Annotated in this window: 17 protein-coding genes; 5 read left to right on the top strand and 12 right to left on the bottom strand. The window is 68.5% G+C overall.

The features are described from left to right. Positions 1-9 precede the first annotated feature (9 nt). The 3 genes from VHD82_RS29130 to VHD82_RS29120 form a co-directional block, all read right to left on the bottom strand. Positions 10-1245: a bifunctional glycosyltransferase family 2/GtrA family protein gene (locus VHD82_RS29130; RefSeq protein WP_325711084.1), complete on the bottom strand. Its 1236-nt coding sequence runs from the start codon at positions 1243-1245 to the stop codon at positions 10-12. A 102-nt stretch (positions 1246-1347) separates the two neighbouring features. Beyond that, positions 1348-2883 carry a HAMP domain-containing sensor histidine kinase gene (locus VHD82_RS29125; RefSeq protein WP_325711081.1) on the bottom strand — a complete coding sequence of 512 codons (1536 nt, stop codon included), beginning with the start codon at positions 2881-2883 and terminating at the stop codon, positions 1348-1350. Then, positions 2861-3610 carry a response regulator transcription factor gene (locus VHD82_RS29120; protein ID WP_325711078.1) on the bottom strand — a complete coding sequence of 250 codons (750 nt, stop codon included), beginning with the start codon at positions 3608-3610 and terminating at the stop codon, positions 2861-2863. The genes VHD82_RS29125 and VHD82_RS29120 overlap by 23 nt, the downstream gene beginning before the upstream one ends. A gap of 179 nt (positions 3611-3789) precedes the next feature. On the opposite strand from VHD82_RS29120, the gene VHD82_RS29115 reads away from it, so the two are divergent. Beyond that, positions 3790-4440, top strand: a complete 651-nt coding sequence (locus tag VHD82_RS29115; protein ID WP_325711076.1) for a hypothetical protein — start codon at positions 3790-3792, stop codon at positions 4438-4440. Between the two features lie 139 nt (positions 4441-4579). Here VHD82_RS29115 and VHD82_RS29110 read toward each other — a convergent pair whose 3' ends face one another. Next, the gene (locus VHD82_RS29110; RefSeq protein WP_325711073.1) at positions 4580-4834 is read right to left on the bottom strand and encodes a DUF397 domain-containing protein; all 255 of its coding nucleotides are present in this window, start codon (positions 4832-4834) and stop codon (positions 4580-4582) included. A 232-nt stretch (positions 4835-5066) separates the two neighbouring features. On the opposite strand from VHD82_RS29110, the gene VHD82_RS29105 reads away from it, so the two are divergent. Further along, positions 5067-5597, top strand: coding sequence for a hypothetical protein (locus VHD82_RS29105; RefSeq protein ID WP_325711071.1), 531 nt, complete (start codon positions 5067-5069; stop codon positions 5595-5597). Between the two features lie 5 nt (positions 5598-5602). Further along, positions 5603-5764, top strand: a complete 162-nt coding sequence (locus VHD82_RS29100; protein ID WP_325711069.1) for a hypothetical protein — start codon at positions 5603-5605, stop codon at positions 5762-5764. A 4-nt stretch (positions 5765-5768) separates the two neighbouring features. Here the strand turns inward: VHD82_RS29100 and VHD82_RS29095 are convergent, their stop codons facing one another. Further along, positions 5769-6611: an SAM-dependent methyltransferase gene (locus VHD82_RS29095; protein WP_325711066.1), complete on the bottom strand. Its 843-nt coding sequence runs from the start codon at positions 6609-6611 to the stop codon at positions 5769-5771. 18 nt (positions 6612-6629) lie between these two features. After that, positions 6630-7493 (bottom strand): helix-turn-helix transcriptional regulator, encoded by an 864-nt coding sequence (locus VHD82_RS29090; RefSeq protein ID WP_325711063.1) that lies wholly within the window; start codon positions 7491-7493, stop codon positions 6630-6632. A gap of 215 nt (positions 7494-7708) precedes the next feature. Here VHD82_RS29090 and gndA point away from each other — a divergent pair, with 215 nt between their 5' ends. Continuing rightward, entirely contained in the window at positions 7709-9148 is a 1440-nt protein-coding gene (gene gndA, locus VHD82_RS29085; RefSeq protein WP_325711060.1) for an NADP-dependent phosphogluconate dehydrogenase, read from the top strand. A 34-nt stretch (positions 9149-9182) separates the two neighbouring features. On the opposite strand, the gene VHD82_RS29080 is transcribed toward gndA, so the two are convergent. From VHD82_RS29080 to VHD82_RS29055, 6 genes are all read right to left on the bottom strand, one after another. Further along, positions 9183-9899, bottom strand: a complete 717-nt coding sequence (locus VHD82_RS29080; RefSeq protein WP_325711057.1) for a Clp protease N-terminal domain-containing protein — start codon at positions 9897-9899, stop codon at positions 9183-9185. Between the two features lie 50 nt (positions 9900-9949). Continuing rightward, on the bottom strand, positions 9950-11128 hold the full coding sequence (locus VHD82_RS29075) for a 4-hydroxybenzoate 3-monooxygenase (protein ID WP_325711054.1): 1179 nt from the start codon (positions 11126-11128) through the stop codon (positions 9950-9952). Between the two features lie 76 nt (positions 11129-11204). Continuing rightward, positions 11205-11990 (bottom strand): IclR family transcriptional regulator, encoded by a 786-nt coding sequence (locus tag VHD82_RS29070; RefSeq protein WP_325711051.1) that lies wholly within the window; start codon positions 11988-11990, stop codon positions 11205-11207. Between the two features lie 17 nt (positions 11991-12007). Next, entirely contained in the window at positions 12008-13129 is a 1122-nt protein-coding gene (locus VHD82_RS29065) for a 5-methyltetrahydropteroyltriglutamate--homocysteine S-methyltransferase (RefSeq protein WP_325711048.1), read from the bottom strand. Between the two features lie 72 nt (positions 13130-13201). Beyond that, complete coding sequence (locus tag VHD82_RS29060) at positions 13202-15130, bottom strand: amino acid transporter (RefSeq protein ID WP_325711046.1); 1929 nt, start codon at positions 15128-15130, stop codon at positions 13202-13204. Positions 15131-15235: 105 nt separating this feature from the next. Continuing rightward, a complete protein-coding gene (locus VHD82_RS29055) occupies positions 15236-16396 on the bottom strand; it encodes a beta-ketoacyl synthase N-terminal-like domain-containing protein (protein WP_325711043.1) in 1161 nt (386 codons plus the stop codon). A gap of 193 nt (positions 16397-16589) precedes the next feature. Here VHD82_RS29055 and VHD82_RS29050 point away from each other — a divergent pair, with 193 nt between their 5' ends. After that, complete coding sequence (locus tag VHD82_RS29050; RefSeq protein ID WP_325711168.1) at positions 16590-19328, top strand: sensor domain-containing protein; 2739 nt, start codon at positions 16590-16592, stop codon at positions 19326-19328. The last annotated feature ends 1 nt before the right edge of the window (position 19329 follow it).

Genomic DNA, 19329 nt, shown 5'->3' with positions numbered 1-19329 from the left:
GAGTTTCTCCTAACGGTTTTTCCGGAAGACCCAGCTGCGGAACAGGAGGAAACGCAGCACGGTGGAAGCCAGGTTGGCCAGTACCAGGACGGCGAGCTCGGCGAACCGGCCCGGTTCACTGCCCGCGTGCAGCAGCGCCAGTGAACCACTCGTCAGCACGAGGCCGAGCGCGAACACGATCAGGCCTTCGAACTGGTGCTTCCCGGCGCCCGCCGAGCCTCGCACGCCGAAGGTGAACCGCCGGTTCGCCGCCGTGTTCGCGATCGCGGTGATCAGCAGCGCGGCGAAGTTCGCGACCTGCGCGTTCATTCCCTGCCGCAGCAACACGAACAGCAGGAGATAGGCCAGGGTGCTGGCCACCCCGATGGCCGCGAACCGCACCAGCTGCATGGCCAGTTTCGGCGGCACCCCAGGGGTGGACACTCCGATCGGCTCCCGTCCGAGCTGGGCGCGAATTTCGCTGATGGGCAGGGTTCCCCTGGCGAACGCGCGGATCATCCTGGCCACGCCTTTGAGGTCGGCGGTGGCGGTGGCGACGATGTGCACCGAGGAGTTCGGGTCGTCGATCCAGTCGACCGGCACCTCGTGCGTGCGCAGCCCGGCGCGCTGGGCGAGCACCAGCAGTTCGGTGTCGAAGAACCAGCCGGTGTCCTCGACCAAGGGCAGCAGCTGCTTGGCGACATCCGCGCGGATCGCTTTGAACCCGCATTGCGCGTCGGAGAACTTGGCGGCCAGCGTCCCCCGCAGAATCAGGTTGTAGCAACGGGAAATGAACTCCCGCTTGGTGCCGCGGACCACCCGCGCGCCCCGTGCCAGCCGCGAACCGATAGCGAGGTCGGAGTGCCCCGAGATCAGCGGGGCGACCAACGGCAGCAGCGCCGCGAGGTCGGTGGACAGGTCCACGTCCATGTACGCCAGCACCTGGGCGTCCGACGCCGACCACACCGCGTTCAGCGCCCGCCCCCGCCCCTTCTGGTCCAGGTGGAAGACCTCGACCTGAGGGATCTCCGCGGCCAGCCGGTTCGCGATCGTCAGCGTGCTGTCGGTGCTCGCGTTGTCCGCGATCGTGATCCGGAACTGGTACGGGACGGTGTCCCGAAGGTATGTATGCAACCTGTGTACACATTGTGCGATGTCGGTCTCCTCGTTGTATACGGGGATGACCACGTCGAGGACCGGGGTGGAACTGCCTTCGGATGAGAGGGCCCGCGCCGCTGCGGGGGAAGCGTCTGCGGAGGTCGTCATGCGAACAACGGTGGCGGCCGCACGTGTGTCAACCTTGTGGCCAAGCTGTGCGGAAGCTGTGAGCAAGCCACTATCGGGCGAGAAACGTCACCTAGTTCGCCATTAATTAACGTGCGCGAAATCGTCGGCCGGTTTCGCGGCCGGGAAACGCACCAGAAACTCGGTCTGTCCCGGTTTGCTCCGTACGCTCACTTCGCCGCCGTGCACGCTCACCACCGCGGCGACAATAGCCAAACCGAGCCCGGTGCTGCCGGCCGCGCGGGACCGCGACGTGTCACCCCTCGCGAACCGCTCGAACACCCCGGGCAGGACTTCTTCGGGAATGCCCGGCCCGTTGTCGGTGACGGTCAAGGACACCTTGCCGTCCGAAGTGGACAGTGCGGTGGTGACGACGGTGCCGGGCGGGGTGTGCGTGCGGGCGTTGCTGAGCAGGTTGAGCGCAACCTGGTGCAGCTGGTCGGAATCACCGATGACCATGATCGGCTCCGGTGGTACGTCCAGCAGCCAGCGGTGGTCCGGACCAGCGACATGCGCGTCGGCCACCGCGTCCATCACCAGCCTGGTCAGGTCCACCGGCTCGTACACCCGGTGCCGCCCGGAATCCAGCCGGGCGAGCAGCAGCAGTTCCTCCACCAGCGTGGTCATCCGTGCCGACTCCGACTCGACCCGGCTCATCGCGAACGCGATGTCCTCGGGCACGCTGTCCCCGCTGCGGCGGGTCAGCTCCGCGTAGCCGCGGATGGCGGCCAGTGGGGTGCGCAATTCGTGGCTGGCGTCCGCGACGAACTGGCGGACGCGGCTCTCGCTCTCGTGCCGGGCCGTCAGCGCGGCGGCCACGTGCCCGAGCATCCGGTTGAACGCCGCGCCGACCTTGCCCACCTCGGTGCGCGGGTCGGTGTCCACCTGCGGCACCCGCACCGACAGGCCGACCTCACCGCGGTCCAGCTGCAGCTCCGACACCTGGGAAGCGGTACGCGCCAAGCGGTTCAACGGGCGCATCGTGCGCCTGATCGTCACCACACCGATGCCGCCCGCGAGCAGCAGGCCGCCGAGCGCCACGCCGCCGAAGATGAATCCCAGCTGCCACAACGTGGCCGTCACGTCGTTCAGCGGCAGGCCGGTGATGAGCACCGAGCCGTTGGGATTGTGCACCGAGATCACGCGGTAGGAACCGAGCGAATCGCCGAGATCCACGGTGCGCCGCTGCCCGTCGGCAGGCAGGTTGACCAGCGTCCGCAGCTGGTCGGCGGGGACCGGGTCGCTGGGGAACGGATTGTCCTCCGTGGGCGGCGTGCCGCCCTTGAGCACCCCGGCGAGCGTGCTGCCGTCCGGTTCGATGAGCACGGCCAGCGTGCCGATGCCCTGACCGGCCACCCGTAGCGAGTCCGGCGGCCGCTGACCCACCGGGAACGACGGCGAGCCCAGCGGCGGGCCGTGTGTGCCGCGATCGGCGGCGGCCGCGAGCCTGTCGTCGAGCTGGTGGATGAGGAAGCTGCGCAACGCCACCTCGGTCACCAGGCCGACCACGAGGCACACCACCGCGATCAGGGTGATCAACTGCGCGATGAGCTTCCCGCGCAGCGAGGACGGGAACAGACGCCTGAGCGGGTGCTGCCTAGTTCGCGGGCTTGAGGACATACCCCGCGCCACGCATCGTGTGGATCATCGGCTCCCTACCTGCGTCAATCTTCTTCCGCAGGTATGAAATATAGAGCTCCACGATGTTGGCCTGCCCACCGAAGTCGTAACTCCACACCCGGTCCAGGATCTGGGCCTTGGACAGCACGCGCTTGGGGTTGCGCATCAGGAACCGCAGCAGTTCGAACTCGGTGGCGGTTAACGAGACCGGCTCGCCGGCGCGGTGCACCTCGCGGCTGTCCTCGTCCAGGGTCAGATCGCCGACGGTCAGCATCGAACCTTCGCTCGCCGAAACCACCCGCGACCTGCGCAGCAGCGCCCGCAGCCGGAGCACGACCTCCTCCAGGCTGAACGGCTTGGTCACGTAGTCGTCGCCGCCCGCGGTGAGGCCGGCGATCCTGTCCTCCACCGCGTCGCGGGCGGTGAGGAACAACACCGGCAGGTTCGGCGCCTCCGCGCGCAGTTTCGTCAGCACCTCGAACCCGCTGAAGTCGGGCAGCATCACGTCGAGCACGACGGCGTCGGGCCGGAACTCGCGCGCGGTACGGACGGCTTCGTTGCCGTTGCCTGCGCTGCGGATCTCCCAGCCCTCCATCCGCAGTGCCATCGACACCAGCTCGGCGAGCGTCTCCTCGTCGTCGACGACGAGGACTCTGACCGGGGACCCGTCGGCCCGGTGGAGGTCGGCCTTGCCCTGTCCCGAGGTGGTGGCGTTCATGCTGGTCATGCTCCCATCCTCGGCCGGTCCGGTAGGCCCAGGCTGTGTGCCGTCTGTGGATTCCCTGTGAGCGCGCGGGTACACAGGGTGTGCCCATGTGGCACACAGCTTGCACACAGAAAGTGTGCCGAACCTGGTCGCGGTAAGCGGCGTGCCGTCGCGCGCGCCGAACTTCGGGAGAGGAAACGATGAGTACCGAGCCGACGACCACCCCCGAGGCCCCGCCTGCCTGGGGTGACCCGCAGCCTCCAGCGCCGAAGTGGTCCGGCAGGAAGACCGCGATCTCAGCGGCCGTCGCGGTCGTGATCGTCGCCATCGGCGGTGTCGCGATCTACCTGGGCACTTCTTCCGCCGACAGCAGCCAGCAGGGCGGCATGGGCGGCTTCCCCGGCGGCGGCCGGATGGGCGGTATGGGGCAGGCGAGGGGCCTGGCGAGCCTGGCGAGCGCCCTGCACGGCGACTTCACGGTCTCGGAGAACGGCAGCTACGTCACCGAGCGAATGCAGAGCGGCGAGGTCAGCGCGATCAGCGCCACCTCGATCACGGTCAAGAGCAAGGACGACTACACCCAGACCTACACGATCGACTCGTCCACCGAGAAGGCGAGCAACGTCGCGTCGGGTTCCTCGGTGCTGGTCATCGCGAAGGTTTCCGGCAGCACCGCCACGGCGACCGCGGTCACCGACAGCAGCCAGGCCCAGCAGCAGGGCGGCGCCCCCGGCGCTCAGCAGGGCGGCAGGCAGGGCGGTTTCCCCGGTGGGCAGCAGAGTGGCCAGCAGGGCGGCTTCCCCGCCGGCGGCCAGGGCGGGATGCCGAACCGGCAGAGCTCGAACAACTAGGGCCCGCCCTGGCACAACCTCGAAAAACGGAATCTGAAGACGCCCCCGGCCGAAGTGCCGGGGGCGTCTTTTGCCCCGGTGACGGCTCGCGCCCCGGGGCGACGTGTGGTCAATAACACACGAAGCCGGTTATTCCGGCTCAGGCACCGAGGTCGAACTGACCTGCCTTCACACCGGTCAGGAACGCCTGCCACTCGGCGGTGTCGAACACGAAGACCGGGCTGTCGACCAGCTTCGTATCGCGCACGCCGATCAGGCCGGAGCCCCCGATGTTGACTTCGACACAGCTCCCGCCGTTGGGCTCGCTCGCGAAGGACTTCTCCCACTTTCCCTCGTCGAAGAGCGCCACGGCCTCGGCCGGGTCGTAATCCAGCGGGCGCGGATATTCCGCCATAAGTCTTACCTCCGTGCATGTCCGGCCCCCCACCTTGACGTGGGCAAATGCGGGGTTGCCGTGCTTTCCCTGTCCCCGTACGGGTTCCACCGAGTGATCCAAGCGTTGACCACTCGACACCAAGATTATTCCAGTAGTAGGATTAATCCCAGCGGTCGGGGTTGGACCCCCGAGGTCGAGCCCCGGCTGCCGGTCCATTCACAGGGCTCAACCTCTCGGGGGAGGTCACACAGTGCTCGTCGGAAACACGGGGCTCGCCGAACACACAGGGCTCTCCGAACACACTGGGTTCGCCGAACCCGCGGGGCTCTCCGAACCCGCCGGACCGGGCGGCACCCTCGCCGTGGTACCGGCGCGGCGCCCGGAAACGCCGTGGCAGCCTGCCCCGCAGCGGTTCAAGCCCTTCATCGTCGTCGGGCGCGTGAACGGCCGCGAGGAATGCGCGAGAGCCGCGAGCCCCGACGAGGCCCTCACCCGGATGATCGAGTGGCTGCACGCGGACGAGGATGCCGCCGCAGTCTGGTACCTGCGCGAGGACTGGCCCGAGCCCGTCACCGTCGTCGGCCGCCTGCTGCGCGGGGTGGTCGGCGAGAGCCGTCGCTGCGCGCACCTGTTCACGCTCGACCCCGGCACGGTGCTCTACGGCTCGCTCACCGCCTGCTGTGGCACGGAAATCGCGTTGTCCCAACTGGAATGGCTACGCCCCGGCGCCGGGATGCCGTGTGAATGCTGCCTCGCGCTCTCCCCAGGATTGGCGGCCTGAAAACCATGACCGTGCGCATCGGCGATATCGCGCTGATCGGCAGAAAGCGCGACCAGGACGAAGAAATCCACGCCGCCCGCGCGCGCACGGTCGCGTTGCCGGTCTCGCGCCGCCGCCGGCATTTCTGGTGGTACCAACTGAACTTCGGCGCGCCGAAGCCGCGCTGAGCGCTCAGGCCTTTCGGGCCACCCCGCAAAAGCCGGTCGACAGTGAAGGGTTCTCCGTGAACTTCGCGGTGGCCTGCGCCGGCCCGTCCCCGGGGCGCCATTCCGGCAGCCACACCACACCCGGTTCCACGAGCGCGAAATCCCCGAAGAACTTCGTGATTTCGGCCCGGGAACGCGAGTACACCGGATTGTCGGACTGCTCGTAGAGCTCGAACACCGCGCTGATCTTCTCGATCTGCTCGGGCGGCAGCCGCAGTTCCTCCTTGGTGCCATGTGTGATGATCAGGTACGAGCCCGAGGGCAGCCGCTCGCGGTACGCCGCCATGATCTGCTCCACCGGCTCGGCAGGCCCGAGGAAATGCAGGGCCGCACAGAGGATGAGCCCGATCGGCCGCTCCGTGTCCAGCACCCCGGTCTCCGCCGCCTGCCGCCACACCGCGGGCACGTCACGGAAATCGGCCCGCACCACGGCATGCCGCGCCGGGTCGCCGTGTTCTTCCAGCAGCAGCTCGGAATGCGCGACCGCGACCGGCTCGCGGTCAACGTATACGCAGCGGCTGGACTCGTCGAGCTCGTCGGCGGCCTCGTGCACGTTGCCGACCGTCGGTACGCCGGAACCGAGATCGAGGAACTGGGAAACCCCGTTGCGCACGCAGTAGCGCACCGAGCGGCCAAGGAACTCGCGATTCACCCGCGCGATCGTGCGGGCCAGCGGCACGTGCTTGACGATCAGGTCACCGAAGGACCGGTCGATGGCCCAGTTCGCTGTCCCGCCGAGCAGGTAGTCGTAGATCCGCGCGGCGTTGGGGTGCTCGAGGTCGACTCCCTCGGGCGCCTGTTCACTCATCGGGCTCCCAGTCGGTTCTTACAGGTTGTCGCCCATCCGGCGGCGGTACTGCTCCGCCAGCTCCTTGAGGAACTCGCGGGTCTCCTGCCGTTCCAGTGCCGCGCCACGCAGCCTGTCCCAGCTGTCCACGAACAGCTGGAAGTCCTTCTGGTCGTCGAGGTAGTGCCCGCCGGCGGAATGCTCGATGTAGACGAAATCCCTTGTGCGGTCCGGGAAACGCATGATGGTGAAGTCGTTGGGCACCGAAGCCAGCCGCGCCTCGAACGTCAGCACGTGCACGTAGACCCGCTGGCGCCGGTCCAGCTCCATCAGATGCTCGATCTGGTCCAGCATCACCGCCGGCGCGTTGCCACCCGGCGCCCGGCGCAGCGCGGCCTCGCTCAGGATGAACCGGTAGTACGGCGGCTGCGGCTGGTCGAACACCGACTTACGGTCGAGCCTGTTACGCACCAAGGAAGTGACGTCGGTCGCACCGAATTCGGTGAACTGCTTGAGCATGTAGTGCTCGGACTGCAGCGGCCCGGGAATCCGTTCACCGTGCCAGGTCATGATCTCGACCGCGGCCGGTTCGAGGTCGGTGAAGGTGCGGAACCAGTGCGGCACCACCGACCGGTAGCCCGACCAGTGCCCGCGCTGGCCTGCGGCGGCGCGGGCGAGGCCCATCAGCGCCTCGGACTCCTCGCCGTTGATACCGAAGGCATCCAGCATCGCGCGCACGTCACCGAGCTTGACCCCGACCGCGCCGGACTCGATCTTGTTGACCTTGCCCTGGGTGCAGCCGAGCACCTCGGCGACCTGCTGCTGGGTCATCTTCGCCGCGGTACGCGCGTGGCGGAGCTCGTTGCCGAGTTGCTTTCGCCGTGAGGTGACTGTGCTAGCCATTGCTCACTTCCGGCCCTGACCCTTTCCACGACGCGCTGAACCCGTCCCGACCATGATCGTAAGTCGCCGACCATACCGAACCGCGCACTGGTTTGACACGTGACTGCGGAAAGGATCTCAGGAATTGCGGGTGAACGCTAGTTACTCGCGCGTTCACCAGGGACAATCCGGCGGCCCACTAGTGTGTGCGGTAGGCCAAGACGGAAGGCGGAGAAGTGAGCAACAAGGCGAGCATCGGGGTTACCGGGCTGGCGGTCATGGGCCGCAACCTGGCCCGGAACCTGGCCAGGCACGGCCACACCGTCGCCCTGCACAACCGGTCCGAGACGCGCACCAGGGAACTGGTCGAGCAGTTCGGCGACGAGGGCGAGTTCATTCCGACCTACTCCGCGCAGGAGTTCGTCGACGCGCTCGAACGGCCACGGCAGATCGTGATCATGGTGAAGGCCGGCGCGCCGACCGACGCGGTGATCGACGAGTTCGCGCCGTTGCTGGAGAAGGGCGATGTGATCGTCGACGCCGGCAACGCGCACTTCGCCGACACGCGACGCCGCGAGGCCGCGCTGCGCGAGCAGGGGCTGCACTTCGTCGGCACCGGCGTGTCCGGCGGCGAGGAAGGCGCCCTGCACGGGCCGAGCATCATGCCCGGTGGTTCGGTCGAGTCCTACCAGTCGCTCGGCCCGCTGTTCGAGGACATTTCGGCCAAAGTGGACGGTGCGCCGTGCTGCACGCACATCGGCCCCGACGGCGCCGGGCACTTCGTGAAGATGGTGCACAACGGCATCGAGTACGCCGACATGCAGCTCATCGCGGAGTCCTTCGACCTGCTGCGCGGCGCGCTCGGTTACGAACCCGCGCAGATCGCCGAGGTCTTCAAGACCTGGAACACCGGCAGGCTCGACTCCTACCTGATCGAGATCACCGCCGAGGTGCTCAAGCACACCGACGCCGCGACCGGCAAACCGTTCGTGGACGTCGTCACCGACCAGGCCGAGCAGAAGGGCACCGGCCGCTGGACGGTGCAGATCGGGCTCGACCTCGGGGTGCCGATCAGCGGTATCGCCGAAGCGGTCTTCGCGCGTTCGCTCTCCGGCAGTGCGGACCTGCGCAAGGCCAGCCGCGGGCTGCCCGGCCCGGCCCGGAAAGCGCTTTCCGGGGCCGACGCCGAGCGCTTCGCCGACGACGTGGAGCAGGCGCTGTACGCGTCGAAGATCGTCGCCTACGCACAGGGCTTCAACCAGATCCAGGCCGGCGGCGCGGAGTACGGCTGGGACATCGATCTCGGTGCGGTGGCGAAGATCTGGCGCGGTGGCTGCATCATCCGGGCCAAGTTCCTCGACGACGTGACGGCGGCGTTCGCGGCCGAGCCGGGCTTGCCGACCCTGCTCACCTCGGGTGACTTCCGCAAGGCCGTGGAGAACGCGCAGGACTCGTGGCGTTCGGTGGTGGCCACCGCGGTGCGGCTGGGCATTCCGACGCCCGGTTTCTCCACCGCGCTGGCCTACTACGACGGGCTGCGGGCCGAGCGGCTCCCGGCCGCGCTCGTGCAGGGCCAGCGTGACTTCTTCGGCGCGCACACCTACCGTCGCGTCGACCGGGAGGGCTCGTTCCACACCGCGTGGGCGACCGACGAGCGGGCCGAACACCCCGCGTGAGGCCGGGTGGTGAGGGCCGCCTCGCCGGTGGCCCTCACTTACCCGGGTACAGCGTCGCCAGCACGGCCTTGATCTCGCCATCGACGACGTCCTTGGTGACCCCCAGCTCCACCAGGATTTTCTGCGCCGGGTTGTCGCCCTGTTCCAGCAGCCCCAGCAGGATGTGCTCGGTGCCGACGTAGTTGTGCCCGAGCCGCAAGGCTTCCCGCACGGTGAGTTCGATGATCTTGCGGCTCTGCGGGCTGAACGGGATGTGCACGTCCAGCTCGCCACCGCCGGGCGGAAGCGCCGCCGTGATCCGCTCGCCCAGTACGGCCGGCGAGCCGCCGAACTTCTCGATCGCCTTTGCCGCCAGGCCCTCCCGCTCGCCGATCAGGCCGAGCAGGATGTGCAGCGGCTCGATCTGTTCGTTGCCGACGCCGCGCGCGCTGCGCTCGGAGTGGACCAGCACGCGGCGCGCCCGTTCGGTGAACCGGCTGAAGTGCGCCGTGGCGTCCTCGAACGAGAACTCCTTGGGGACAAAGCGCTTCTGCGCGGCTTGTTTCGAAACCCCCATGCTGGCGCCGATATCGGTCCAGGACGCGCCGGACCGCCTTGCCTGGTCGACGAAATGCCCGATCAGATGATCGGCGACCTCACCGACCTGTTCGGCGAGGAGCATCGCGTCGGCCAGCTGCTGCAAGGCGTCCGCTTCGGGATTCTTGTTCTTGACGGAATCGATCAGATCATCGAGACGGACTGGTGTGCTCATGCCGTCAACTCTAGGTTGACGATCATCGGTCGTCAACCCCGGGTTGACGATCACTCGAACGGCAGGCCCACGTAGTTCTCCGCCAGGCTGGTCGCGGCCGCCCGGGACGAGGCCGTGTACCGCAGCTGCGAGAGCTGCAGCCGCCGCTGGAACTCGTCCGACGCCGGGTCGACGTGCAGCATCGAGGTCATGTACCAGGAGAAGTGCTCGGCACGCCACACCCGCCGCAGACATGTGTCCGAATAGGACACTGCGCGCTCGCTTCGGTTGTGCAGCAACAGGTCCACCAACGCACGCGAAAGAACCCGGACATCGGCGACAGCCAGGTTCATCCCCTTGGCCCCGGTCGGCGGCACGATGTGCGCCGCGTCGCCGGCCAGGAACAGCCGGCCGTACTGCATCGGCTCAGCCACGAAACTGCGCATCGGCGTGACGCCCTTGTCCAGGATTGGCCCTTCCCGCAAGGAAAACTCCGACTCGGTCGCCAGCCGCGCCGAGAGCTCCGACCAGATCCGGTCGTCCGGCCAGTTCTCGATCTTCTCGTCGTGCGGGACCTGCAGGTACAGCCGGGTGATCTCCGGGGAACGCATACTGTGCAAGGCGAATCCGCGCTCGTGGTGAGTGTAGATGAGCTCCTCGTCCGACGGCGGTGTCTGCGCGAGCACGCCGAGCCACGCGAACGGGTACTCACGGTCGAAGGATTTCACCTGCCCGCCGGGGATCGTGGGCCTGCTGACGCCGTGGAACCCGTCGCAGCCCGCGATCACGTCACAGTCCAGCTCGCGCGGCGCCCCGTCCGCGTCCCGGTAGGTGACCCGTGGCCGCTCGGTGTCGAGCTCGGCCAGTTCCACATCGGACACTTCGAACTCGACCGGATAGCCCTTGGCCTCGTGCGCGGCGATCAGGTCCTTCACGATCTCCTGCTGGCCGTACACGGTGATGGTCCTGCCGGTCAGCTCGGACAGCGCGATCCGGTGGTCCCGCCCGTCGAACCGGAGCGAAAAACCGTGGTGCGGCAGGCCTTCGGCGTCCAACCGGGTGCCGACACCGATCTCCCGCAACAGTTCGACCGTCGGGTGTTCACACACCCCCGCGCGCACCCGCTTCTCCACGTACTCCCGGCTGCGCGCTTCGAGCACGACGGCGTCGATGCCCTCGGCGTGCAGCAGGTACGACAGCAACAGACCTGCCGGCCCGGCACCGATGATTCCGACCTGCGTGCGCGCCACCTGTTACCTCCCAAACCTCGTCGTTCCGGCACTCAGCATCGTTGCCGACGCGGCTTGTACGCACGCCTTATTCCATTCAATGGAAGTTCGGATCGCGGCGCAGCGCCCTCGGTGCACCGAGCGTGCGGGAGATGCCGCGCGCCGCCGCGCGGACGGCCGGAACGAGGGTGCGCGGGTCGGGACCGTCGGACGGGACCACGATCGAAATCGCCGCGACCACGGTGTCTTCCGGCCCGTACACCGGCGCGGCCACCGACAGCGACACCAGCTCCACCTGGCGGTCGCTGATCACGAACCCGTCGCGCCGGACGTCGGCCAGCACCCAGCGCAGCCGCTCGGGCGAGTCGATCGTTTTGTCGGTGTAGCGCCGAAGCGGGCGCGCGAGAAACTCCTCCTGCACGTCGGCGGGGGCGTTCGCGAGCAGCACCAGGCCGACGCCGGTGGCGTTCGCGGCCAGCCTGCCGCCGACCCGCGAGACGACGTTGACCGCGTTGCGCCCGGAGATTCGCTCGACGTAGACCACGTCCGGCACGTCGAGCACGGCGAGCTGCACGTTCTCGTGGGTCGCCTCGTAAAGGTCCTCCAGGAACGGCATCGCGCTCTCGCGCAGCGGCATTCCGCGCGGCGAAAGGGAAGCCACTTCCCACAGCCACAGTCCGACCCGGTACCGGCCGTCCTCCTGCCGCTCCAGCGCGCCGCGCCGGGCCAGCTCGCCGACGATCCGATGCGCGGTCGACAGCGGCAGCCCGGCCCGGCGGCTCAGGTCCGACAGACTCAGCGCGGGCCGGTCCGGGGTAAAGGAACCGAGCACGTCCAGCACCCGATCCACCACGGAAGGCGCCTGAGCCGAGGTATGCCGCATCAGCCCAGGTTAAAGCGTTATCCCCAAACCAGGGCAGCGGTCTCGACGATGCGTTCCAGCTTCGCCTTCTGCTGGTCCTGCGTGAGGTCGTTCCCCTCCTCCGTGGAGGAGAATCCGCATTGCGGCGACAGGCACAGCTGATCGAGATCGACGTACTTCGCCGCGGCGTCGAGGCGCTGCCGCAGCGAATCCACGCTCTCCAGCTCGCCCCGTTTGGTCGTCATCAGCCCCAGTACGACGAACTTCCCCTTCGGCACGAACCGCAGCGGCTCGAACCCGCCGGAGCGCTCGTCGTCGAACTCCAGGAAGTAGCCGTCCACGTTGAGCTCGTTGAACAGCGCGTCGGCGACGAAGTCGTAACCGCCTTCGGCCACCCACGACGAACGGAAGTTCCCGCGGCACAGGTGCGTGGTCACGGTCAGGCCCTCGGGCCGGCCGGCGAGCGCCGCGTTCATCGTCTTGATGTTGCGCACGTGCTGCTTGTCCGGGTCACCGCCCATCTTCGCGACCAGCTCGCGCTGCGCCGGGTCATTCAGGTACGCCAGGCTCGTGTCGTCGAGCTGCAGGTACGTGCAGCCCAGCGCGGCCATCCCGGCGATCTCCTTGGCGTAGGCCGCCGCGAGATCGGTGTAGAACTCCTCCAGGTCCGGGTACACCGATTCGCTGACCGCGGCCCGGCCGCCGCGGTAGTAGACCATGCTCGGCGACGGGATGGTCTGCTTCGGCGTCTGACTTGGGTCCACAATGGACTTCAGGAACTCGAAGTGCTCCCCGAAGATCACGCCGTCGAGGCCGACCTTCTCGTGTACTCGCAGCCCGGCCGGGCTCCAGTCGAGGTCGCCTGCCGCGTTGTGGAACGTGACGTGCAGCTTCTCGGTGCTCTTGGCGATGCCGTGCAGCTGGTAGATGAAGTCCATATGCCAGGTGGCGCGGCGGAACTCGCCGTCGGTGGCGGACTGCAGCCCGGCGGCATGCTGCAGCTCGACGACCTCGCGGATGGCGTTGTCCTCGACGGCACGCAGATCCGCCGCGCTGATCACCCCCTTGGCGAAGTTCTCGCGGGCTTCGTGCAGTTCGGCGGGGCGCAGCAGGCTGCCAACATGGTCGGCGCGGAACGGCGGTGTCGTGCGCTGAGTCATGGCCCGATCCTCGATCAGGAAGCACACCCGGGGCAACCCGCCTTCCACCCGGTGGCAACCCCCTTGCGAAACTCAGCCGACGTGCACCAGCGGCCGGCGCTCCGGATCCGGTTCCGCGCGGCGCAGCACCTCCCTGGTCACCGGCGGCACGTCGCCGTCGCCGGAGAACAGGTAGCGCACCAGGAACTTGAACGGATTGCCCTCGGTCCAGCTGAAGTAGACGTGCGGGCGCAGCCCGGTGTCGTCCCTGATCTCGAGCAGGATGGCCGCGATCGCGTTGGCGATGGACGGGCTCTTCACCCGCAGGATCCGGTAACCGTGCCGCTTTTCGCCGTGCACCCGCAGGACCGATTCGAAGTCCGAGGCGTCCGAGATGGTCACTTCGAGGAAGATCGGCCGGCAGTCGTGCGGGATGTGGCTGTTCTCGGTCGCCTCCCGCTCCTTCAGCTCGTACTCGACCTTGTCCCGGGCGTCCGGCTCGTTGGCGATGATCCGGACGTGCCCGCCACGCACCGCGGCGTCGATGATCCGCCGGGCGGGGGCGTCGAACTCGACGTCGACCGCGCGCAGCTCCAGCGACCGGGTGGCTCGTGACACCAGCGAGGTCACGATGATCGCGGCGATGAACAACGCCGCGATCTTCACCCCGTCCGGGCGCTCCAAGATGTTCGCGACCGTGGTGTAGACGAACACCGCGGTGATCACCGCGTACGCCACGAACGGCCCGCGTTTCCCGCGGCCCCAAGCCGAGAGCGTCACCGCCAGCGCAGCCGAGGAGATCAGCACCAGCACGCCGGTCGCGTACGCGCCGCCCTGTTCGTCCACGTTCGCGTCGAAGATCCAGGTGATCACGAACGCGATCACCGAGATCACGATCACCAGCGGACGGGTCGCCGCGGCCCAGCTCGGCGCCATCCCGTAGCGCGGCAGGTATCGCGGCACGAGGCTGAGCAGCCCCGCCATCGCCGAGGCCCCGGCGAACCACAGAATGGCGATGGTGCTGACGTCGTACACCGTGCCGAAGGCGTTGCCGAGGTAGCTGTGCGCGAGGAACGCGAGCGCGCGGCCGCTGGCCTTGCCGCCGTCGCCGAACTCCTCCTGCGGAATCAGCACGGTGGTGGCGAAACTGCTGGTGATCAGGAACGCGCTCATGATCAGCGCGGCGGTGGTGAGCAGCTTGCGGGTGTTCCGGATCCGGCCCGCCGGCTCCTTTTCGGTGTCGCCCTCGCTGCCGCGCACAAGCGGCATCACCGACACCCCGGTCTCGAACCCGGACAGCCCCAGTGCCAGCTTCGGGAACACGATCAGCGACACCCCGACCATCGCCCACACGCTGCCGTGCTGGTTGACCAGCATGTTCTGCCACTGCACCACCAGATGCGAGCTGGTGAGCACATGGATCAGCGCGTCGATCACCACCACCAGGTTCAGCGTCAGGTACACGGCGACGAGCGCGACAGCGACCCCGATCGCCTCGCCGAAGCCCCGGAGGAACACCGCTCCGAGCAGCAGGATCAGCACCAGCGTGATCACCATGTTCTGGCCGTGCAGAAAGCTTGGTACGTAAGGGTTTTCCACCGCGTGCGCGGCGGCGTCGGCGGCGGAGAGGGTGATCGTGATGACGAAGTCGGTCGCGGCGAACCCGAGCAGCACCAGGACGAGCAGCTTGCCCTTCCAGCGAGCCAGCAGTTTCTCCAGCATCGCCAGCGAGCCCTGTCCGTGCGGGCTCTCGGCCGCCACCCGGCGGTAGATCGGTAATGCACCGGCGAGGGTGAGCACGATCAGCACGATGGTGGCGATCGGGGAGAGCAGTCCGGCGGCCAGCGCGGCGATTCCCGGCTGATAGCCGAGGGTGGAGAAGTAGTCGACCCCGGTGAGGCACATGACCTTCCACCAGGGGTGGTCGCCTTCGCGTCGTTGCTCCTGCTTGCCGCCGCTGAGCTGGCGAGCCCGCTTCGGCTGCCCTTCGAGCAACCAGTCCTTGACCGCGGTCACGGCCACGCTGTTCCCCTCCGCCCTGTGCCGGGATTTTTCCCAGCCCATCATGGCCGACCGGCGGAGCCGTGGAGACCAGCACCACCCGGGCGAGGTCTCCACGGCGGCCCGTCACGCGGGCGGAGCGAGGACAACGACGGAGTTGTGGCCACCCATCCCGAGTGAGGACTTGACGGTCAGCCCGTCACCGACCGGGGTCCGGCCGCTGAGCAACTGGGGATGCCCGGGCGCAACCGGGACCGGCGCCGGCACGTAGCCGCGGTCGTAGCTCATCGCGGCCACGGCCATCTCGACCGCCGAGGCCGCGCCCTGGCAGTGCCCGACGAGCGGCTTGACCGAGTAGATCCCGGTTTCCGGGCCGAAGAACTCGGCCAGGATGGTGCTTTCCGCCCGGTCGCACTGCGCGGTGCCCGGCCCGTGCGCGTTGAAGTACTTCACCGCCGAAGCCGGCACGCCGGCGTTGTCCAGCGCCTGCTGGAAACAGTCCCGCACCTGATCCAGGCCGGGATCGACGCTGGTCACGTGGTACCCGTCGTGTGACATCGCGCCGCCAAGAGCCAGCGCGTACGGCCGCTCCGCCGAACGCGACAGCACGAACGAGACCGACGCCTCGCCGAAGCCGAAGCCCCGGCTGCCCTCCTGGAACGGGCGGCACACATCAGACGGCTCCTGGTCGACGGCCGCGACGCCGAGCCGCACGAAGTGCAATACGTTCTCGGGGGTCGCGGACAGGTCGGTGGCGACGAAGACGACGTCGTCGACGATGCCCGCGTCGAGCCAGGCCTTGGCGGTGAGCAGCCCGGCGTTGCCGGAGGCGCACATCGCCGACACGTTCATCGCCGGGCCATGGAAGCCGTACTCCTGCATGAAGGTCGACATCGGTGTCGAAGGCATCAGCCCGAGATACTCACGCGGGCGCAGATCCCGGTTGCGTTCGAGGTAGAACTCCCGCCACAGGTCCACCTCGCCGAGCACCACGGCGTGCAGCAGCCCGACCCGCTTGCCCGGCTGCCAGCCGCGCGCGCCCGCGTCGGCGATCGCCTCCCTCGCCGCGGCCCGCATCGCCTTGGCGAACCGGCTCGGCCCGTCGGTCGGGTTCCCGCCGTCGGCCACCCTCGCGAGCCAGACGGTCTCGTCCCGGTTGCTCCCGTAGCCGCCGACGAGGGTGGCCGCGTGTTTTCCTGCCCGCAAACCATCCCAGAACTGCTCTCGACTCCAGCCGTAGCCGGTGACGGCGCCGATTCCACAGATTCCTATTTCTCGCGAGTTCATGACACTCGCCCCTCCTTGCGCGTACCTCTACGATCCATTCGGGTTCGAACGGACCTACACGGGCAACGACCAGCGGCTTTCCTGCCTTCGCCGTGGCAAGCTGGTACCGGAGGGATGGGTGCTTTCGACCCAGCTCATTGCTCCATCCGGAGTAACGAGCCAGCTAGGAACCTTCGGCGGATCGGACGGGGTGATGGAGCCAAATGCCAACGGGGCGAACCACGCTTCCGTCACGCCCGTCGACCATGGGCAGATCGTTGACCTGGCACTCTCCGCCGATCGGGCGGTGATCTGGGCCCTGGATCCGGCCACCGGCGAGTTGTCCTGGGATGCCGGGATGGACGAGCTGCTCGGCATCGCCGGCGCCCCCGAGGCCGAGGTCCGCGCACGGCTGGAGCAGCTCGTGCGCCCGATGCTCGTAGCCGTGGAAAGCGCCGAGGCGTGGCAGGACCTGGAGCTCGAGCACGAGTACCCCACCCCGTCGGGTACAACGATGTGGTTGCGATTCCGCGCACGCCGCGGCAACGATAAGCTGCTGGGCATCGCGAGCAACGTCACCGACCGGCACGAGGAGCGGCGCGAGCTCGCCGACCTCGCCGACCGCTACCGGCTCCTGGTCGAGCTGAGCCCGGACATGATCGCCGTCCACCAGGACGGGAAACTCACCTACGCCAACCCGGCGGCGGCCAGGCTGACCGGGGACGGTTCGCGCGAGTCCCTGATCGGGCGGCCCATCACCGATTTCGTGCACCGGCGCTCGGTGCCCGAGATGCTCGACCGGCTGCGCCAGCTCACCGAGCCCGGCGCCACGTCAGAGCCCGCGGAGGCGAAGTTCCTCCGGCCGGACGGCTCGACCTTCCCGATGGAGGTCAAATCGGTCCGCACCACCTGGGAGGGCAGGCCCGCCTACCAGGTGATCATGCGCGACGTCAGCGCGCAGCGGGCGGCCGAGAGCGCGCTGCGCTACCAGGCCGCGCTGGTCGAGCACGTCAGCGACGCGATCATCGCCACCGACACCGCGGGCAGGGTGACCAGCTGGAACCCGGCCGCCGAAGCGATCTACGGCCTGCCCGCGGCCAGGGCGCGCGGCAGGCAGGTCGGGGAGCTGGTCGGCGCCAGGTTCGACCCCGCGCTGGCGATCAAGGGCGGCGGCGTCGTCCAGACAACGCACCGCGCCGCGGACGGCACGGCGTTGTCGATGCGGGTGTCGGTGGCCGAAATGGACAGTGGGTACGTCCTGGTCTGCGCCGACGAAACGGCCCGCCGCCGCGCCGAGCGCCAGTACGCCACGGTCGTCGCGTCGCTCGACGAAGGGGTGCTCGTCGTCGGCTCGAACGGGCTGCTGATCTCGGCCAACCCGGCCGCCGAACGGATCCTCGGGGTGCCAGAGTCGACGATGATCGGCTCCTCCCCGCACGAGTGGCCGATCTACGACGAGTCCGGGCAGCGGCTGTCCACCAGCGAGTACCCGTCGTCGCAGGTGCGCCGCACCGGCATCGCCCAGCAGGGCCGCGTGATGCAGGTGCTGCGCCGCGACGGGCGCACCGTGTGGCTCTCGGTGTCCTGTCGCGCGCTGACCCCGGAGGATTCCGGCACCAGCGCCTACGTGCTGTCCTTCACCGACATCACCGAGCGCCGGGCGATCGGCGAGCAGCTGGAACACGACGCGACACACGATCCACTGACTGGGCTGGCGAACCGTTCGCTGGCGCTCGACCGGCTCACCGGGCTGTTGCACGCGGACGACCGCGCGGCGATCGCGGTGCTGTTCATCGACCTCGACAAGTTCAAGGTGATCAACGATTCGCTCGGCCACTCGGTCGGCGACCGGGTGCTCAAGCTCGCCGGGGACAGGCTGCGCCGCTCGGTGCGGCCGGGCGACGTCGTCGGCAGGCTCGGCGGTGACGAGTTCGTGGTGATCGCGCCGGATGTGCGCGGCGAGCCGGAGGCGCGCTCGCTGACCGAACGGCTGCGGGATTCGCTCACCGAGCCGATCGGGGTGGACGGCAGGCAGTTGCATGTGGACGCGAGCATCGGCATCGTGCTCGTCGGCCCGACCGACCGCCGCGCCGCGCACGATCTGCTGCGGGACGCCGATGTCGCGATGTACCAAGCGAAACAGCTCGGGCGCAGCCGGTACGAGTTCTTCAACGTGCAGCTGCGGGAACGGATGCAGCGCCGGCTCCGGCTGGAGCAGGACCTGCGCGACGCGGTGCGCCGCGGCTCGCTGTGGGCGGCCTACCAGCCGGTGGTGGACCTGACCACGAACCGGATGGTGGCCGTGGAAGGGCTGCTGCGCTGGACACATCCGGTGCACGGGCAGGTGCCGCCCACCGAGTTCATCCCGCTGGCCGAGGAGAGCGACCTCATCAACCACCTCGGCGCGTACATGTTGCGCGAGACGACACGCGAGCTCGCGCAGCGGCGCAGCCGGGGCGCCGACGTCGAGCTGAAGATCAACCTCTCCACCCGGCAGCTGGACGATCCGGGCCTGGTGGCGAGCGTCGAGAAAGCGCTTTCCATAACCGGACTGCCGCCGGCCGCGCTCTGCCTGGAGATCACGGAAAGCGCTCTCATGCGGGACGCCGTGCTGGCCGGGGAGACGCTCGGTGCCTTGCGGGCGCTGGGAGTCCGGCTCGCGATCGACGACTTCGGCACCGGCTACTCGTCACTCGCGCAGCTGCACCGGCTCACCTTGGACACCCTCAAGATCGACCGCTCGTTCGTCACCCGGCTCGGCGAGCCCGATTCCGCCGACGCCGAAACGATCGTCAAGAGCGTGATCGCGATGGCACACGCGGTACACCTGACCGTGGTGGCCGAGGGCGTGGAAAACCTGGCACAGCTGGAGTTGCTGCGTGAGCTCGGCTGCGATCAGGCGCAGGGCTACTACCTGGGGAAACCGCAGCCAGCGGCGAAACTCTGGCCCTGAG

Source organism: Amycolatopsis sp., assembly GCF_035546795.1.
GTDB lineage: Bacteria > Actinomycetota > Actinomycetes > Mycobacteriales > Pseudonocardiaceae > Amycolatopsis_E.
Note: the sequence above shows the minus strand (reverse complement) of the source record. Positions and strands in the feature narration are given on the sequence as shown.

Bases quoted from the DNA above. Each gene is read 5' to 3' on its own strand.
- VHD82_RS29130 (WP_325711084.1), bottom strand. From the start codon at position 1,245: ATGACGACCTCCGCAGACGCTTCCCCCGCAGCGGCGCGGGCCCTCTCA.
- VHD82_RS29125 (WP_325711081.1), bottom strand. From the start codon at position 2,883: ATGTCCTCAAGCCCGCGAACTAGGCAGCACCCGCTCAGGCGTCTGTTC.
- VHD82_RS29120 (WP_325711078.1), bottom strand. From the start codon at position 3,610: ATGACCAGCATGAACGCCACCACCTCGGGACAGGGCAAGGCCGACCTC.
- VHD82_RS29115 (WP_325711076.1), top strand. From the start codon at position 3,790: ATGAGTACCGAGCCGACGACCACCCCCGAGGCCCCGCCTGCCTGGGGT.
- VHD82_RS29110 (WP_325711073.1), bottom strand. From the start codon at position 4,834: ATGGCGGAATATCCGCGCCCGCTGGATTACGACCCGGCCGAGGCCGTG.
- VHD82_RS29100 (WP_325711069.1), top strand. From the start codon at position 5,603: ATGACCGTGCGCATCGGCGATATCGCGCTGATCGGCAGAAAGCGCGAC.
- VHD82_RS29095 (WP_325711066.1), bottom strand. From the start codon at position 6,611: ATGAGTGAACAGGCGCCCGAGGGAGTCGACCTCGAGCACCCCAACGCC.
- VHD82_RS29090 (WP_325711063.1), bottom strand. From the start codon at position 7,493: ATGGCTAGCACAGTCACCTCACGGCGAAAGCAACTCGGCAACGAGCTC.
- VHD82_RS29080 (WP_325711057.1), bottom strand. From the start codon at position 9,899: ATGAGCACACCAGTCCGTCTCGATGATCTGATCGATTCCGTCAAGAAC.
- VHD82_RS29070 (WP_325711051.1), bottom strand. From the start codon at position 11,990: ATGCGGCATACCTCGGCTCAGGCGCCTTCCGTGGTGGATCGGGTGCTG.
- VHD82_RS29065 (WP_325711048.1), bottom strand. From the start codon at position 13,129: ATGACTCAGCGCACGACACCGCCGTTCCGCGCCGACCATGTTGGCAGC.
- VHD82_RS29055 (WP_325711043.1), bottom strand. From the start codon at position 16,396: ATGAACTCGCGAGAAATAGGAATCTGTGGAATCGGCGCCGTCACCGGC.
- VHD82_RS29050 (WP_325711168.1), top strand. From the start codon at position 16,590: ATGGAGCCAAATGCCAACGGGGCGAACCACGCTTCCGTCACGCCCGTC.